The organism is Rossellomorea sp. ABR4_004 (genome assembly GCF_056159585.1).
In genome coordinates, this window is sequence record NZ_JBSWVM010000002.1 from 784700 (window position 1) to 801265 (window position 16566).

At 43.4% G+C, this 16566-nt stretch carries 21 protein-coding genes; 10 read left to right on the forward strand and 11 right to left on the reverse strand.

Going from position 1 to position 16566, the window contains the following annotated elements; translation table 11 throughout:
* Window positions 1-13 precede the first annotated feature (13 nt).
* The 3 genes from ACXAF2_RS16925 to ACXAF2_RS16935 form a co-directional block, all read right to left on the reverse strand.
* Window positions 14-580: a nucleotidyltransferase family protein gene (locus ACXAF2_RS16925; RefSeq protein WP_475140328.1), complete on the reverse strand. Its 567-nt coding sequence runs from the start codon at window positions 578-580 to the stop codon at window positions 14-16.
* Between the two features lie 410 nt (window positions 581-990).
* Window positions 991-1476, reverse strand: a complete 486-nt coding sequence (locus ACXAF2_RS16930; protein ID WP_475140329.1) for a DinB family protein — start codon at window positions 1474-1476, stop codon at window positions 991-993.
* 910 nt (window positions 1477-2386) lie between these two features.
* The gene (locus tag ACXAF2_RS16935; protein ID WP_475140331.1) at window positions 2387-3031 is read right to left on the reverse strand and encodes an SDR family oxidoreductase; all 645 of its coding nucleotides are present in this window, start codon (window positions 3029-3031) and stop codon (window positions 2387-2389) included.
* A 165-nt stretch (window positions 3032-3196) separates the two neighbouring features.
* Between ACXAF2_RS16935 and ACXAF2_RS16940 the strand changes: the two genes are divergently transcribed.
* Complete coding sequence (locus ACXAF2_RS16940; protein ID WP_475140332.1) at window positions 3197-4138, forward strand: nucleoside hydrolase; 942 nt, start codon at window positions 3197-3199, stop codon at window positions 4136-4138.
* Window positions 4139-4142: 4 nt separating this feature from the next.
* On the opposite strand, the gene ACXAF2_RS16945 is transcribed toward ACXAF2_RS16940, so the two are convergent.
* Both ACXAF2_RS16945 and ACXAF2_RS16950 read right to left on the reverse strand, forming a co-directional pair.
* On the reverse strand, window positions 4143-4712 hold the full coding sequence (locus tag ACXAF2_RS16945) for a CBO0543 family protein (protein ID WP_475140333.1): 570 nt from the start codon (window positions 4710-4712) through the stop codon (window positions 4143-4145).
* Between the two features lie 182 nt (window positions 4713-4894).
* On the reverse strand, window positions 4895-5509 hold the full coding sequence (locus ACXAF2_RS16950; protein WP_475140335.1) for an HAD-IA family hydrolase: 615 nt from the start codon (window positions 5507-5509) through the stop codon (window positions 4895-4897).
* Between the two features lie 131 nt (window positions 5510-5640).
* Between ACXAF2_RS16950 and ACXAF2_RS16955 the strand changes: the two genes are divergently transcribed.
* The 4 genes from ACXAF2_RS16955 to ACXAF2_RS16970 are packed head-to-tail and all read left to right on the forward strand — an operon-like array spanning window position 5641 to window position 7360.
* A complete protein-coding gene (locus ACXAF2_RS16955) occupies window positions 5641-6222 on the forward strand; it encodes a hypothetical protein (protein WP_475140336.1) in 582 nt (193 codons plus the stop codon).
* 25 nt (window positions 6223-6247) lie between these two features.
* On the forward strand, window positions 6248-6421 hold the full coding sequence (locus tag ACXAF2_RS16960) for a hypothetical protein (protein ID WP_475140337.1): 174 nt from the start codon (window positions 6248-6250) through the stop codon (window positions 6419-6421).
* Window positions 6422-6479: 58 nt separating this feature from the next.
* Entirely contained in the window at window positions 6480-6671 is a 192-nt protein-coding gene (locus ACXAF2_RS16965; RefSeq protein WP_475140339.1) for a hypothetical protein, read from the forward strand.
* 32 nt (window positions 6672-6703) lie between these two features.
* Window positions 6704-7360, forward strand: a complete 657-nt coding sequence (locus ACXAF2_RS16970) for a DUF3885 domain-containing protein (RefSeq protein WP_475140340.1) — start codon at window positions 6704-6706, stop codon at window positions 7358-7360.
* 89 nt (window positions 7361-7449) lie between these two features.
* Here the strand turns inward: ACXAF2_RS16970 and ACXAF2_RS16975 are convergent, their stop codons facing one another.
* A complete protein-coding gene (locus ACXAF2_RS16975; RefSeq protein ID WP_475140341.1) occupies window positions 7450-7818 on the reverse strand; it encodes a YkvA family protein in 369 nt (122 codons plus the stop codon).
* A gap of 162 nt (window positions 7819-7980) precedes the next feature.
* Between ACXAF2_RS16975 and ACXAF2_RS16980 the strand changes: the two genes are divergently transcribed.
* Window positions 7981-8307, forward strand: a complete 327-nt coding sequence (locus tag ACXAF2_RS16980) for a YnfA family protein (protein ID WP_282137517.1) — start codon at window positions 7981-7983, stop codon at window positions 8305-8307.
* Window positions 8308-8453: 146 nt separating this feature from the next.
* Here the strand turns inward: ACXAF2_RS16980 and ACXAF2_RS16985 are convergent, their stop codons facing one another.
* The gene (locus ACXAF2_RS16985; RefSeq protein ID WP_475140343.1) at window positions 8454-8717 is read right to left on the reverse strand and encodes a hypothetical protein; all 264 of its coding nucleotides are present in this window, start codon (window positions 8715-8717) and stop codon (window positions 8454-8456) included.
* Between the two features lie 396 nt (window positions 8718-9113).
* On the opposite strand from ACXAF2_RS16985, the gene ACXAF2_RS16990 reads away from it, so the two are divergent.
* The 3 genes from ACXAF2_RS16990 to ACXAF2_RS17000 all read left to right on the forward strand — a co-directional run bounded on the left by ACXAF2_RS16990 (window position 9114) and on the right by ACXAF2_RS17000 (window position 12654).
* Window positions 9114-9848 carry an SDR family NAD(P)-dependent oxidoreductase gene (locus ACXAF2_RS16990; protein WP_475140438.1) on the forward strand — a complete coding sequence of 245 codons (735 nt, stop codon included), beginning with the start codon at window positions 9114-9116 and terminating at the stop codon, window positions 9846-9848.
* An 86-nt stretch (window positions 9849-9934) separates the two neighbouring features.
* On the forward strand, window positions 9935-10354 hold the full coding sequence (locus ACXAF2_RS16995) for a MarR family winged helix-turn-helix transcriptional regulator (protein WP_475140344.1): 420 nt from the start codon (window positions 9935-9937) through the stop codon (window positions 10352-10354).
* A gap of 557 nt (window positions 10355-10911) precedes the next feature.
* A complete protein-coding gene (locus tag ACXAF2_RS17000; RefSeq protein WP_475140345.1) occupies window positions 10912-12654 on the forward strand; it encodes an ABC transporter ATP-binding protein in 1743 nt (580 codons plus the stop codon).
* An 86-nt stretch (window positions 12655-12740) separates the two neighbouring features.
* Here the strand turns inward: ACXAF2_RS17000 and ACXAF2_RS17005 are convergent, their stop codons facing one another.
* Both ACXAF2_RS17005 and ACXAF2_RS17010 read right to left on the reverse strand, forming a co-directional pair.
* A complete protein-coding gene (locus ACXAF2_RS17005) occupies window positions 12741-13448 on the reverse strand; it encodes a YwaF family protein (protein ID WP_475140347.1) in 708 nt (235 codons plus the stop codon).
* 118 nt (window positions 13449-13566) lie between these two features.
* Window positions 13567-14400: an SDR family NAD(P)-dependent oxidoreductase gene (locus ACXAF2_RS17010; protein WP_475140349.1), complete on the reverse strand. Its 834-nt coding sequence runs from the start codon at window positions 14398-14400 to the stop codon at window positions 13567-13569.
* Between the two features lie 111 nt (window positions 14401-14511).
* Between ACXAF2_RS17010 and ACXAF2_RS17015 the strand changes: the two genes are divergently transcribed.
* Entirely contained in the window at window positions 14512-15480 is a 969-nt protein-coding gene (locus ACXAF2_RS17015) for a helix-turn-helix transcriptional regulator (protein ID WP_475140350.1), read from the forward strand.
* 71 nt (window positions 15481-15551) lie between these two features.
* On the opposite strand, the gene ACXAF2_RS17020 is transcribed toward ACXAF2_RS17015, so the two are convergent.
* Both ACXAF2_RS17020 and ACXAF2_RS17025 read right to left on the reverse strand, forming a co-directional pair.
* Window positions 15552-15785 carry a hypothetical protein gene (locus ACXAF2_RS17020; RefSeq protein WP_475140351.1) on the reverse strand — a complete coding sequence of 78 codons (234 nt, stop codon included), beginning with the start codon at window positions 15783-15785 and terminating at the stop codon, window positions 15552-15554.
* 317 nt (window positions 15786-16102) lie between these two features.
* Window positions 16103-16498: a VOC family protein gene (locus tag ACXAF2_RS17025; RefSeq protein ID WP_475140352.1), complete on the reverse strand. Its 396-nt coding sequence runs from the start codon at window positions 16496-16498 to the stop codon at window positions 16103-16105.
* Window positions 16499-16566: the final 68 nt, after the last annotated feature.

Below are 16566 nucleotides of genomic sequence, written 5' to 3' on the forward strand. Positions count from 1 at the left end.
GTCTTCTCCCCTTTTATACATGATGAACCCTAATCCCAGGCCAAGTCCCCTTCCAATCCTTCTTCCTAATCCGTTCTTCATAAATGGACACCCGCTCTTCCGTCTCTCTAAAAAAGGGAGTCGGCTTCACTTCCAAATTGATTACATCATCCAATCCACAAGGAGCCGTAAGTACCAATTGACCTTCCTTGTCCATCTTTACTCCAAGAGCAGTGGCTGTCTCAGGAAACTTTGAAATCGCATCCTCAGAAGACGTATAAGGGGGAAGGTCGTTTACAACATGCATCCTTGCCTCATTTTTAACAGACCAGGGAATGTGAGGCATGATAAATCGTAATTCTGCTTCTAACCTTTTTTCGATCTCTTCATCACAATGTTCTTTATCAAAATAGATGACATCCACATCTTGAAGATTGGTTCTTTCTATATATCCATGGAGAGTATCCCATATTTTTGAACGTACAAATCCAGCACATACCCACCAATCGGGAAGAACCAATGAGCTTGCAGTCTTAATAATCTCCATCATTCCAGGGTCGTTCTCAATCAATTTGATGACATCTTCTTTATTTTTCAGCATTTGAAAATACTCCTCTACCAATCTATTTCCATCCATGAGCTTCCCTTCGAAACTCGTTATAACCTCTTCATAGAACAGAACGTCAATCCGGTATTCTTTTTAAGTGGCTACCATTTTAATTCCATTAACGTCCGTGAATCATCTTGAAAATAAGAACAAGAGGATGGTAATCAGAAATGCTTGTGCACAAGTAATCGTTATATCATTTTTCCAATGTGTCTTCCCAAACGGACTAAGTAATCTGGCTATCAAAAAACTACATAACCATATGCTCATAAAAGTAATAACAAAGCCCATGATTCCCTCCCTTATGTTTTTATTAGTAGCACTTCGATGCAGCCTTCAGATCATTTAATGACATTCTGTTCAACCCTCTATGGAGACTCAACCCGCTGGCAACATCTTTCGTATCATCCTATCTGTCCTCTATGATATATCTCATCCTCGTAGACGTGAAACCATATAAAATAGTGATTAGAAGGACGACCATCCCATTGTCTATCCTCATACAACCAAGCATCATGCAGTTTGGCGAATTCCTCCAGCGTTCTGCGCCTTACTTCATCAAGCTTTTCGATATAGAACTCCAGCGGGTTACCCTTGATATTCTTTCGACCTTTATCCCCGAGGCTGTACGGGGCTCCCCACTCCTCCATCTCTTGTTCATTCGGACGTCTCCCATCGAATATTTCGATTTGAAACCCTTTTTCAATTGCGGCCATATGTAATAAAAGGGCTCCGATGCTATTCCCGTCCTCACTCGGCAAGAAATCCAATTCAGACGTCGTCAGACCCTTTACAGCTTCCAATGTTGTGTGCCTGGCATAATCCATTTGAGAGACAAGATGCCCTATCTGTGGAGTGAAACCTCTCCTTTTATTAATCTTGAATTCCATTTATATCTCACCCTCGTTTGACTAGTTAGTGAACTCAATATATTATTCCATGAAAGCTTCCCTCTTTTTAAGAAACCCCGGAATTGCAGTAGTTTTATAATAGTATGCATGGCAACGACTCTCCAGCCATTGTCTAGTCTACTCTCTGAATTGTTTATAATCATCAATTTCACTTTTACAATGAGTACATTCCATTTGACTCCCCCTAGCTCACTACCAATTATTTCAAAATAGGCTGCTGATCACAATCATTAATTTTCACAAAAAAGGAATGATCCCTCTTCAGGAAAACGGGTTTACTTTAGAGGTGCAAACACTGTAAAACACATAGGAAAACGCACTTGAATTCACACTATAATTCACAGTGCGTTTTTTTTGATTCAGCAGCATTTTGACGAATGTTAATTGCTTATGGTTTCCTGATTCACATACTAAATCACAGGGGTGAAATAATTATTGGAGGATATGTGTATTAGGTGTGATTTAGTAAGAAATCTTATCGTTAATTGAGCAACCAGTGATATGTAAAACAAGCGGAGAATTTCCCGCTATTCTGTATAATAGAGCTCTATTCGGGTAAATAAGCGGAGTTTTTTCCTTTATGCAAAGCAAAATTTACGATTCTCACGTTTTTGACTCAATAGGGGAAATCTTTCCGCCTATTTAAGCTATTTTCAGTGTTATTTCCTAATTAAGAGTAAATTCTCCGCTTATTTATCAGACTCGCCCCGCTTTAGCGTCTCATGAACTTGTACAACTTACGGATATTTAGTGAAAAAAGAAAATTCAAAAAAGCTTGGAGATATTTGCATCTCTAAGCCTGAATGGTTCAAAAAAGGAGTCTTCTACACCCAATCATTTAAAAAAAAAAGAATGACCACCCTGAGGATGATCATTCCTTCTTCTCTATTTATACGTTTCGAACCGCCTCTTCAATTTCCTCATCACCTGAAATCAAATCGAAGCCCTTATTAAATGTTCGTTCTTCGTCCAGGCTCGTTACGATCGTGGACGCTACATCTTCACGTGGAATCGATTCTCTTGATAGATTCTCTCCTGCGGTCACCTTTCCTGTACCCGTTTCATTCAACAAACCGCCTGGACGGATGATGGTATAGGTTAATCCGCTCTGTTCCAATGCACGGTCGGCAAAATGCTTTGCCACATAATACGGCTTTAAAGACTCGTTCCAGTTGTCACGATTGTGAGCCTGCAGGGCACTCACCATGATGAACCGGTCGATTCCTGCCTGTTTGGCCGCCTCCATCGTTTTTACCGCTCCGTCTAAATCAATGAGCAAGGTTTTATCCGCTCCCGTTTTGCCACCGGATCCGGCTGTGAATACAACGGCATCCGCACCCTTGAGACCATGTGTAATCTCATCCACCGTCCCTTCCAAATCAACCAGTGAAGATTGGACCCCATCCTGTTCAAAGGCCCGGGCCTGCTCTTCCTTTCTCACGATGGCCCTTGGCGTATGCTCGCTGCTTTCTTTTAAGAGCCCGATCACTTGCTTCCCGATTTGTCCGTTCGCCCCTACTACTGCTACGTTCATAACCTCATCTCCTTATTCCGATAAATTTGATATGAATTAATCATCACATGTTTCGTGAATGATGACAAATCTTCTGTTTGGGCAGTAGTTTCATTCAAAGGCATAAACCCTTTTTCCCATCGATACGTTATATAAATACATCATAATTGATTAGGAGAATGTCCGATGAAGAAAATCATTTTGTTTGCGGATCCCGGCATTGATGATTCCATTGCCATCATGTACGCCTTACTGAACCCCGAGATCAAAGTACTCGCCATCGTATCAAGTTATGGGAACACTTCAAAAGAGCAGGCAACGGATAATATCGCCTACTTACTCAAGCTTGCCGGACGAGAGGATGTCCCGATCATCGGTGGAACCAATAGTCCATCGTCAGGGGAAATCCCAACGTACTATCCTGAGATCCACGGACAGGAAGGGCTCGGTCCAATCAGACCCCCTGAGAGCTTATCTGGTGAACTGACCAATTTCTCAGAACTCTACAAAATCATCAAGGACCAGGACGATATCACCATCGTTGACGTGGGGAGGAATACATCCCTTGCCTCCCTTTACTTATTAGGTGAAAACATCGTCGAGGACATCAAGGAATTTTACATTATGGGAGGCGCCTTTTTGGTTCCCGGAAACGTCACCCCTTCTGCAGAAGCGAACTTCTATGGAGATCCCATTGCGTCACAGGTGGTGGTCAGGGATCTGAACAACCTTTACGTCGTTCCCTTGAATGTCTCGAACAAAGCCATCATCACCATGGATCAAATCCGTTACATCCAGCAGATGTCAGATAACCCATTGATTGAAATCATGGATGAAGTCATGGAATACTATATTGCTGCTTATAAAAAGCTCGTTCCCGGAATAAACGGGGCACCCATGCACGATGTCGTGACCCTATCGCTGATGGTGAACCCGGAAATGGGGAAGTCCATCAGAAGGGAGATCAACATCTTGACCACAGGAACAGGAATGGGAACGTCCATCGCAGATTTCAGGCCCAGTTCCAAGCCGGCTGAAAAAAACATCAACATTTTCCTTGAATTGGACTATCCAATGTTTGTCGAGGATTTTATCAATGTCATGGGAAAGGCAGATGGAAAACCCTGAAAAATCAATGGACTTTCTTTTCAAAATAAACAAAGACATTCGTAATCCATTTTGCAATCAGTCCGACAACTACGTATCCAATGAATAAGGTGAAATAATTCGTCCCCCTGCTCATCTCAAACAGACCTATCGCAACAAGCAATGGCTTGAAAGCAAATGCAAAGACTGCACTGAGTAGAAACATGAACAGGTAGTAATTTTTATGACGATTTAATGTAAATTGATACATGAGCATATAGGCAACCGGGACCAAGGACACATCCAATGAAACCGAGCTCGCGAGCACCGGGAAAATTTTATATGGATAGAACCATTCCACCATGTTGGCTCCTATGGCATCTACGTATGTAAAGAATACATGGACATTATACCCATAGAATCCTATAAGAAGGGCCTTTCGCTTATCCAACACAAAAAATAGCACAATCAATGGAAGAATAAACAATGCTGCCAACACCCAAAATGGCCAGGTGGCAAAATCAGAATATTGCTGCCAGTAGCTGGTCCACATTTCAGTTTGATTCTCCTGGATCTCTTTTAAACGGCCAAGCATGGTCTGCTGGGATTCAGTCATGGTACTCGCTCCTTCAAACGTATATGCTATAGTATGAGCATGAAAATGACCGATTATGTTTTTGCAGTATAAAAAGCGGTCATCCTATAGGACGAACCGCTTGTCTTGCTAATGACAAATGCTTCCTGCTCGGCTCACTTAAGTTTGTCACTCACTGCAGCCATTGAACCCAATCACAAACCTCAAATGATTGAATACAATTCTTCCGCACTCGTCACAACAAAATCAGCATGAGGATTCTCTTCCATCTTATCCGTAAAAAAGCAGGAACTGATCCCGGCATTCTTCCCAGACTCTAAATCCAAATCCCGATCCCCGATCATGATCGCTTCCGAATGATCGATATGATGGGTTTGGATCAAGTGCCGTATGGCATCCGGACTCGGCTTTCGCTCAAACCCGTGCTGGGAGGTGATGAAGTCAGAAAAATAGCACGACAGCCCGGAATTCTCCAGCATCTTGATCGAAGACTCGCCTCTGTGAGTGTACAAATAATTCTTTCTGCCTGTTTCATGAATATACTTACAAAGCTCCCCGATCCCTACAAAGGGCTTGGACAAATCGAATTCCACTTCTTTTCTCCGGGAATCGTAGGCTATGACGAATTCTTTCCCAATGCCATACTTTTTTTCATAGTGTTTTAGAGCAGACGAAATCGATACCTTCATCTGTTTCATAATTTCCTCTAACGGCTCTTCGAATCCATGACTATCCAGCGTTTCCTTGAAGCTGCCCGCCATCACGGGATATGTATCAAAAAGTGTGCCATCGAAGTCCCAAATGATATGTTTGTACATGGTCATTCCCCCTTTATTAAACTATCCTTATTTTACCACATACAAATCACTCACCATTACAATGTAAAAAAGAGTTCATTTAAAAAGGAAAATTATGCTAAAATATTTTCAGGGATAACAAAGGGGGCCAGATGATTCGTTCACAGCAATCGATTTCCCTTATATGTTCGGCCGCCCTGTTTTTAGCAGGCATCATCCTTCTTGAATGGGTGGGTACATTAGTTTTGGATTCTTCAAGAAAGAGAGAGAAAAATAAGATGAATAAAATAGAATACTGGGACCTGACCACCAACCCCATAGATGAAACGTACCAAGCCCTCATCAAAGTGCTTTGCGACCATTCAGATACTTTTTACTTCATCACAAGAAAAGAACTTTCTTATGATCAGGATGTTCTTGCAGAGTTTAAACAACACATCATCGAATCATACCAAACAAAAGAATGGGCAAATACCATCACCATGGGACCACCGGCCACCGTTTATCTAATGGAATCAAATGAACAAACCTGCAAGTTACTGCAACAACATGCCAATGGTTTATATGACTGGGTGGCTCCAAATTTGCCGGAAGACTTAACCTTTATCAAAAATTCGTTCACCTGGTTTTCATCCACCACCCATGAGGAATTTGGTGGCTTTTCCATTCGGTCTGATTATTACAGACAATTAATCCACACTGTACCTGGTTTGAAGATTCAAAGAATCGAATAGGATTAATTTATTCGGAGGTGTTAGTATGGAACTCCCATTTATGATTCTGGGGGCACTTTTTAGCCTACTAATCTTTTACCTGGTTATTGAAAGAGCCGTTAGAGACGGCATCAACAACTCCTCCATCGGGCAATTCCTCGAAGATAAGCATGGAATTAAAGAACCACAAGGAGACGAGGATTTATTCGATGAAAAGTAATGGATGATTATCAATTACTATCTCAAATTAAAATATTGGAACAAAAGGAGCGCATACAATGAAATACCTTAAATCCTTTTTAGCCTTCGAATGGATCACGATCATCGGGGCTTCGACAGTCCTCTATACACGGTGGGACTTCCCTCTATCTGTTTGTATCGGCATAGTGGTACTCGGTGTGATCCTTACGCTTTACTTTACGAAAAAATATGAAAAAAAAGAGGAACAGAAGACGTTGGACCATGTATGATCCATCTCAATCATTTCATATAGGAGTCTTGTATGCAGAATAAATTATACCCTTTTATGCAAAATCATTTCGACGGTCTAGTGCTTCGGCCATCCCTATTTTATTCGTCTACATATGGTCTGCGCTTTGAAATATCCATTCCTGGCGTCGAACATTTAAACAAGAGGAACCTGAAGCAAATAAAGGATCGAACCACTCGTCTATTCGATCAGGTATTCAAGGATTCAGATGATATCCTTCTTATTACGGATGTTCATACGATAAAGCATGACCGATTTCTTGAGAATAGACCCACAAAAGTGTATCAGAAATATATCAGGCGTAAAGAAACTAGGTACAAGCTTTTTTATGAGCTCTTCCATATTGAAGAAGAGGATGAAAACATGGTCACCCATCGGTTCATCCTGCCTTGTCAAAAGCTTGATATCCGGTATCAACAACTCCTAATGGCGATTTCCTACGAGGACTTCCCACATCCGACTCAACTCTTAAAAGGTTCCCAACACGCGGGTATCGATATTTACTTCGTGAATGTCACACGAAAGATGATTTTCCATCTTTACGATGACCGTGGTTGCGACATCATCGCGTCTGATAAAAAGGACCTGCGTTCCCTATACAGAGAATGTCATGATTGGATATTGGATTATGACCGGGTGCAGATTGATCACATGATGAATACCCATTAAAAAAGGCACTTGGCCTGAAGAGAAAACTCATCAGAACCAGGCGCCTTTTATTTGGGAGCAAAGGGATGAATCTCTTCCAAAGGGGCTCCCTACAACTTCCCATCAACCTCAGACGTATCCACATCATCCCCGAACCAGTCACTCAACTTCGCCTTGGCCTTCGCTTTCACTTCATCATCGATATACATGGCCACCTGCAGTAAAGCAATACCCAGCGCACCAAAGTCGTCAGTGAAACCAACTCCCACTGCCATATCGGGAATGAAGTCTGTCGGAAGGATGAAATAGCCAAGTGCCCCGATGATGATCATCTTCGACTTCTTCGGAACATCCGGTTTTTGCAGGACAAAATAAAGAAGCAGCGCCGTATACACAACGGAATGTCCCGCCTTCAAGCCATACCTTTTCAACTTATCCCAAAACTTTTCCTCTGAAAAATGCTTTTCGGTGTTATCCATTTCACTTCCACCTCCGTCATGAGACGAGTGAACATCTCTTGTTCCTCTTATTGTAGAAGGTTTGGTGGAAATAGACAAATGTTTGGAAAGCTGGATTTTAAACCTTAGGCATCGAAGTGCGTTATAATCCAAGTACCTAAACTTGTAAAGGAAGTGATCCTCATGCTAAATGCCATCATCTTATTCGTCCTTGCCGGGATTGCGGAAATCGGCGGAGGCTACCTCATCTGGCTATGGCTCCGGGAAGGGAAACCACTCTCTTGGGGACTCGCCGGCGGAATTGCCCTTGCCCTGTACGGTGTCATCGCAACCTTCCAGTCCTTCCCCTCATTCGGGCGGGTCTACGCCGCTTATGGCGGGGTGTTCATTGTGTTGTCCGTCCTATGGGGATGGGGAATCGATAAGAAGACTCCAGATGTGTATGACTGGGTGGGTGCCGGCATTTGTTTGGTTGGGGTTGGTGTGATGCTGCTTGGTCCGAGGCAGTAAGCATTCATTTACTCGGTACATCAATTTATAGGGAAGTAAAGAAGGTCCGTCCCTCAATCCACATGAGGGACGGACCTTCTTTACTAATCAATCACCAAATTCTAAGGGCTCCGGTATGCAGCAGCATCCTATTCCCCAACTCCATACTAGTGATACATAGACAACACTCTCTCCATATCACCAAGTAACTGGTTTAATTCACTGTGAGATAAGCGTACAAGTACTTGATCGTTTAACGTGATGATCTGCCCATCCATCTCGTGTTCATGCTTTTTTAAATAGTGATAAATACTATCGATCTGATTTTTATTAAGGACCGTTTGTGTATCGAATTCTTTCACTTTCTGTAAAGAAAATTCATTCATGGTTGAGTCAAACTCACCTGTTATCATTTGCCCCTGCAAGAACATCCTTTTCCTCCTCAGTGTGGCTATTGGTTAAAGCTAGTTTAACCGGTTCCAAGGAACATAAACCATCTGGCCATCCACCACTTAATAAAGCAGGAAACCTGTACATGTTGGTTCCTCCAACTATTTTTCCGTCTTCGACCCCTCGCCACACAAACAGTGATCAGGGATCACCCTAAGCCTCACGTGATTATCATGCTTCCCTTCTATATCTGAAGCTAGCACAACCTCTTCCCTGGTAAAATTATTCAAATCAAACCCCATGATTTCTGATGTGAAAGATGATATTATTTAGATGTCTAATAATTAGACATCTAAATAAAAGCAAGGAGGCTCAGGCTGCCATTGTCGATAGAAACGAAAATAGATCAATTAAAGAAGGTAATGGAGGGAAACATGATGGGAAGACTGGACAATAAAGTAGCAATCATTACAGGCGGTGCTTCAGGTATAGGTGAAAAGATGGTCGATCTCTTCAGTAAAGAGGGTGCGATTGTGATCGCTGCAGATATTAATGAAATGGCATTAAAAAAAGCAAGCGAAAAGAAGAATGTGTATGGAATGAAGTTAAACGTCACGTCCGATGAAGAATGGGAGACGCTTGCCCATGACGTAAATAACCGATTTGGTAAAATCGATATCCTGGTCAATAATGCTGGTATTTCATCAGAAAAGCCCTACCAGGAAATCGGACTGGGAGATTGGGATAAGATGCTATCAATCAATGGTTATGGTCCGTTCGCAGGTATCAAGCATGTAGCACCTTTGATGGCACAAAAGCAAACGGGATCCATTATTAATATATCTTCCTATACAGCACAAATCGGTCAGGGGTTTAATCATTATACAGCCTCCAAAGGAGCTGTGCGATCCCTGTCAAAAGCAGCGGCCACTACATTCGGTCGCCAAGGCGTGCGAGTAAACGCCCTTTTTCCTGGAATTATTGAAACTCCAATGACTCAAGCCCTGCAAGAATCCAAAGGTCTTCTTCAACAATTGGTTCAGGCAACCCCTTTGCAACGCTTAGGTAAGCCAGAGGACATCGCCCATGCAGCATTATATTTTGCGTCAGACGAATCCTCATTTATCACAGGTGCCGAATTAGTCATTGATGGAGGATTTTCCGCTCAATAATATGGTATGGTAAGAAAAGTAATGCTTAAAGCCCCTTTCCTACTAGGGGCTTCTTATCCTTAAACAGAAAGAAGGCCCTTCCCATTATGAAAGATCAAACAATATTTGAATTGCTCCATACAATGGACCAAGTTACAAATAAATTAATAATCCAATGGAACAAGGGATTTAAAGAAAGCCTTGGAATTTCCCACATTCTTGTCCTAAGTCATTTGCGGGTAAACGGCAAAAGCCGTCCGTCTGATATCGCTAAGAACCTGGGCATTACTCCCCCATCCCTGACCCACTTAGCCGAAAAACTAGTGACAAAAAAACTGGTGGTCCGTCTCATCGATGAGAACGATCGCAGAATCAGCTACCTGGAAATTACGGATCTCGGAATCGAAATGACCCACAAAGCCTCACAAGAAGGACAAGCCCTGCGGCAAAACCTTTTTGAGAAGCTAACCAAAGAGGAAAGACACTATCTATTATCGATTTACGAGAAGTTAAATCAATACTTATGAAGTCTTCCTTTCGGGTGACACCTGAAAGAAAGACTTTGCTTCATTCAGTAGCATTCCCCCACCTGTTCTCCTGTTCTTCACGCATGTTCACCTTCATACTTAAAATCTTTTCACCCCTGTAATGGACGTCCAGCACAAAAAGAGGTTCAGTTTTCTTGTGTTTCGGGCATGGGGAATGGAGGGTCGCCATTTTAGGTGTATACCCCTGCCTCTAGTAATTGAATTCGTACCATATCACCACTTTGCGTTACCCCCTTCCACTGATCACCCATTCACCCTCGACCTTTATATAGAGATTTGAATCAAAACTGGATGCCTTGAGATAAAAGTTTTTATCCATTTGTTGTTTGCACATGTTCACCTTTATTATCAGAAAATTAACTTTATATTTTTACCTCCCCATCATACAATGTAAATATCGAAACTAAAGGAGGCTGTTTTCATGAGAAACATTGATATGGTAACCGTACAAACATATAAGGGTGGAACACCTTTTTAACGTTGACGGTTTTCCCTCTTATATGTGTTTTGTGAACTAACACATAAAGGGGTATAGTATGTCATTTCCAGTGAAAAAATTTCTTTCGTATTACAAGCCGTATCGTTCAATTTTTCTGATTGTATTGTTCTGTGCGTTGATCACGTCTTCCCTGACTCTCGTTTTTCCGTTGCTTGTTCGTTATGTGACGAAGGATGTTCTGGCCGGAAGTCTTTCCACGGCTTTTGCCGATGTCCTTTGGGTAGGCGTTTTGATGGTTCTTCTTGTGATTGCCCAAAATATCGGCAATTATATTGTGGACTACAAGGGGCATGAGATCGGGGCGCGAATGGAGACCGATATGAGAGGTGAATTATTCGCTCACCTGCAGAAGCTTTCTTTCAACTTTTATGATAAAGAGAAGACGGGCCGGTTGATGAGCCGGGTGACGAATGATCTCTTAATGGTATCGGAGCTTTATCATCACGGTCCTGAAGATTATGTGAAATACCTCGTTCGTTTTCTTGGAGCGTTTGTGATTCTGTTCTGGATCAATGCTCCTCTTACCCTTACCGTCTTCTGTTTCTTTCCGGTCCTCGGTTTCTTTCCGCTTTATTTCAATAAGAAGCTGAACCGGTCGTTGACGGATAACAAAGAGCGGATCGGCGATATCAATGCCCAGGTGGAGGATTCCTTATCCGGCATTCGCGTCGTTCAGTCGTTTGCCAATGAATCTCTTGAAATCAGTAAATTCAACCGGGAGAATCAACGATTTCTGGAGAGCCGGAAGGGAACCTATCGTGCAGAAGCTTACTTCTATAACGGGACGGAAGCATTCATTCAACTGATCACGATCACCATCGTCATCTTCGGATCCATTCAGATTGTGAATGCGTCCCTTGACCTGGCTGATTTGATTACCTTTCTGCTGTATATAGGCTTTATGATCGAACCGATCCAGAGGCTCACCCATATGAGTACGCAATTCCAGGAGGGGATCACAGGTTTTCAGCGGTTCATGGAAATCATGAACACCAAACCGGCTATTGAAAATGAGCCTGAAGCAAAGTCTCTCTCTAACGTGAAGGGACACATTTCATTGAAAAACATCTCATTTCAATACGACTCGTCCCTAGAGCCGGTATTCAACGATTTATCTTTGGAGATCCTTCCAGGTGAATACGCAGCCATCGTTGGACCATCCGGAGCCGGAAAGACGACCCTTTGCTCCCTCATCCCGCGCTTTTATGACGTCACGGGTGGCGGGATCTATGTAGATGGTGAAAATGTGAAAAATTTAGACTTGAATTTTCTCAGAAGCAACATCGGGATTGTTCAGCAGGATGTGTACCTTTTTTCAGGAACCGTCATGGATAATATCCGCTACGGGCATCCGGAAGCGACAGACGAAGAGGTGATGATGGCTGCTCAGCAGGCGAACGCCCACGAATTCATTACCCTTTTGCCACAAGGGTATCATTCCGAAATTGGACAGCGTGGCGTGCGATTATCCGGAGGTCAGAAGCAGCGGCTCAGTATTGCCCGTGTCTTCTTAAAGAACCCGCCCATCCTCATTCTCGATGAAGCCACGAGTGCCCTGGATAACGAAAGCGAAAGCATCGTCAAGGAATCCCTGGAGTTACTGGCAAAAGGAAGAACGACCCTCGTGATTGCCCATCGTTTATCGACCATCCGGAACGCTGAAAGAATAGTGGTGTTGTCAGATGGAAAGATCGTTGAAGAAGGAACCCATCAAGCGTTACTGAAACAAGTTGGTCCTTATTCCCGACTGTATACAAAGCAGTTTGAGATTCAAGTTTAAGGAAAGAAGGCTCTCCCACCGTAATGGTGGGAGAGCCTTTCAGATTCACATATTTTACTTCCACCGAAAAAGAAATCAGAAAAGAGTTACCCATTCATCTTCTCCCGCTTCACAAGCATCTCCATCGGAAGATACGTCATGAAAAACACCACAAGTGCCGCAATTTCCAGATTGATATAATACATGACACCCGAACCGAAAAAGGAAAGGATCGTTTTAGATTCCGTAGGATTGGCTAAATAGAAGAAATTCGTGTCGAGAAGAAGGTTAAGAAAGAAGATCGGCAGGGCAAGAAGATTGACCATCAGGAAGCCGGTCCATACCGCTTTTCTTGGCACCCGGTATCCCTCATACACGATGAAATATAGGACGGACCACGCAATGGCTCCGTGGTGAAGGAAGTATTTAAGAAAGCGAAAGTGAGGAAATTGATATGCCATTTCAGGTGTTACCATGCTTAAGATCGGAGGAAGAAATCCGATGAAGAACAGCAGATAGAATGCCTTCTGATTAGGCTTCAGGAATAAATAAATCGCGATAAAGGTACTGACGGAACAAAGCTGCAGAGGCAGATCACCCACCTCCCAAGTCCCTGTTGCGACGAGCCAGATATGCCACGATACTTCTGACAGAACCAACATCCAGAAGAACGTCCCCTTCATGTATGACTGATACCTCTTCAGGAAGCGTCTAAAGTAGACAAGCATAAACGATATAGCCACAAACATCAAAAGCACAGCAATATGTGGAACAGAAAACAACTCGAACGTACGCATCTCTGTCACCGAAAACATCATGCCACCCCTATTCCTTTTGAAAGTGGTTATCATGAATAGTCTATTCGGCTTATAGGTTGATTAAGAATGGAGTTTACAAATAGAAAAAGCCCCCTTTAAAAGGGGGACCCCCATCCTACATCGTAAACGGCGGAATGTAACGTCCATCCACATCCGTGAATCCATACTCCTTCGCCAAGTCTCCGGCTTTCAACACGTGACCCGTCTTCTCCATCACCCCTGGATCCATCGAGAGCGCCGTGATGGCACGTCCAACATAATAAGGGGTCTCCGATTTCCTTAAGTCTTCAGATTCCTGCCAGCTTTCCTCGTCCACTCCCATATGGTCGAGTACAAGCTCTGTTCTCATGAATCCCGGCGAAACGGCAAGGACCGTGATATGATCCTCTTTTAGTTCTTCTGAAAGTCCGTACGCCATACGCACCAGTGCATTTTTCGCCAGATCATAATAGAACTGCCCCGTGTACTTGCCATCATCCCAGAAAGTCGTGTGAATGATAAGCGCTTCTTTATTCTCACGGAGCAACGGGATGGCAAAGTGGTTCGTCGCCAGCTGAGCCCGCACCCCGGCAGTGAACATCGTATCCCAATTGGTGAGGGGCAGTTCCCAGAACGGACCCGGATTCACTCCGATGTCATGGGCTCCCCACACATTATTGATTAGAATATCCAACTTCCCTTGTTCTTCACGGATTTGTTTGACGACCGCTTCTGTTTCTGAATCAATGGTATGATCACAACGGACCGCAATCCCTTTCCCACCAGCCTCTTCTATTTGGGAAACTGTGTCGTCGATTGTTCCAGGAAAGTTTTGCGTGGAATTCCCTTTTGTGCTGCGTCCCGTGACATATACCGTCGCTCCCGCTTTTCCCAATTCAACGGCAATCGCGCGTCCTGCTCCCCTGCTTCCTCCCGTTACAAGTGCAACCTTACCAGTCAGTGATTTCATATATCCCATTCCTTTCATCTACAAGATACGTTCATTATACGATCCTATTCTTGACACCAACTGTCATATTTAATTAAATAAAACTAATCCATTTAGAAAAAAGGTGAGAAAATGAGAGGCGACCGACTGGTATCCATTCTTTTATTATTACAAACACACGGCCAAATGACCGCAAAAGAACTGTCAGAGAGATTGGAAGTTTCCGAGCGGACGATTTACAGGGACATGGACGCACTGAGCGGAACAGGGATCCCCGTTGTGGCAGAGCGCGGGAAAAACGGGGGATGGTCCTTACTCGAAGACTATCAGACGGATCTGACCGGCTTGAAAGAATCCGAAATCCGAGCGTTGTTCGTGTCACCGTCAGCACACCTTCTCGACGATCTCGGCTTGACCCGTACGTCAGAGGAAGCCAGAAACAAACTGATCGCCTCCCTTCCATTGATCTACCGTGAAAACGCGAAAGATGTGTGGAACCGGATCCACATCGACACAAGCTCATGGCGGAAGCAGAAAGAAAAGCAAGCATCCTTGGAAGTGATCAAAGAGGCCATATGGACAGATAACAAACTGACGATTACTTATCAACGGGCTGACGGACATACGGATGATCGTAACGTGTCCCCGCTTGGTCTGGTGGCCAAGGGTGATCAATGGTATTTGATCGCCTCCAAAGAAGATGGAGACATCCGGAATTACAGGGCTTCCCGGATCCAATCTGCCGTTCCTTTAGAGGAAACATTTGAACGACCAAAGGGCTTTAACCTGGCTCAATATTGGCATTCTTCAACCCAGTCCTTTATCAAAAAATTGCCTTCATACGAAGTGAAGGTGCAGGTCAGCCCCACCACCCTGTCGAGGCTGACCTTCACCGGCCGCTTTGCACGAGTACTTGAAATAGGCGAAAAAACCAATAAAGACTGGATACCCGTTACCCTTTCGTTTGATACAGAAGAAGAAGCAAAAGGGTATCTGCTCGGGTTTGCTGACCAGGTGAGGGTAGTGGAACCAGCTGATCTTCATCAGAAAATCCTGGAAATGGCAGAGGCAGCTGTTTCGTTTTATCGTCGATTTAAATAACTCTCTTCTTATTTTAATTGTTATAAAAGTAAGATTATCGTAAGGGGATTCTTCTTTTCTAGAGGAAGAATTCAGTAGATAATATCTTGGATGGAAACCAGGAGCAAGAAAGCAGATACGGCATAAAACAAATAGCTCCGATACGATTTCCGGTCCTTCTGGTGTTCTTCCGCTCCCATGATCACCATAAGGACCGCCAAGCCTGCCATGGTAAAGGGAAGGATGTCGTTATGATCTGACATCAATCCATAGAGTGATGAACCCAGAACGATGATGCTTATAGTCATTCTTATTTTTTTCAGCATTGTTGACTCCTCATTTCGTCTTATTACGTAAACAATGCATTAAAGGTAAAAGGTAAGATGAAGGCTGCTGTTATACCTGCCAAGATCGAGATCGTCACGAAAGTTCATGTCGTTTATAAGCGATCGTGAATAGCTTAATCATGAAATGCACGGTTCTATATATGATGATGCTTGAAAAGAAAGTGATGATGTAGACTTCTACAGGTCACTCTCCTTTTTCTTTGACATCCTTATTTTACCACATCGATCCGGTCCCAAGTTCCTACATCTTTCACAAAAAAAGCGCCTAACCCTTTCAGGTCAGACACCCATTCTACCTACTTCGCATCCTTATCAGGCTGATGAATTCCGAATACATTGCCTTCTGTATCTATGTAGTAACCTTGCCACGCCATACCAGGCAGGGCGTACTTAGGTAAGGCAACCTTGCCGCCATGTTCGAGAATGAGTTTCTCCGTTTGATCATAATTTTCCACGCCCATCGTACACGAATACCCGTTCATCGGTTGATTCGGTTGTGGTGGAGGACTTTGACGCTGCATCAACGCGCCATTGATCCCCATCTCATTTTCATCCCCTGTAACCGCACCAAAGTAAGGCATTCCTGCGAATTCACTCCAGTCTTCGAACTTCCAGCCGAATACTTCTCCATAAAACGTCTTTGCTCTCTCCATTTCATCCACGTGCACTTCGAAATGTACCATTCTTCCCATTATTCATACCTCCTTGGATTCTATTATTCACTAATGATTTCGGTATCCAGTGGAGAAACCCTTCTTTT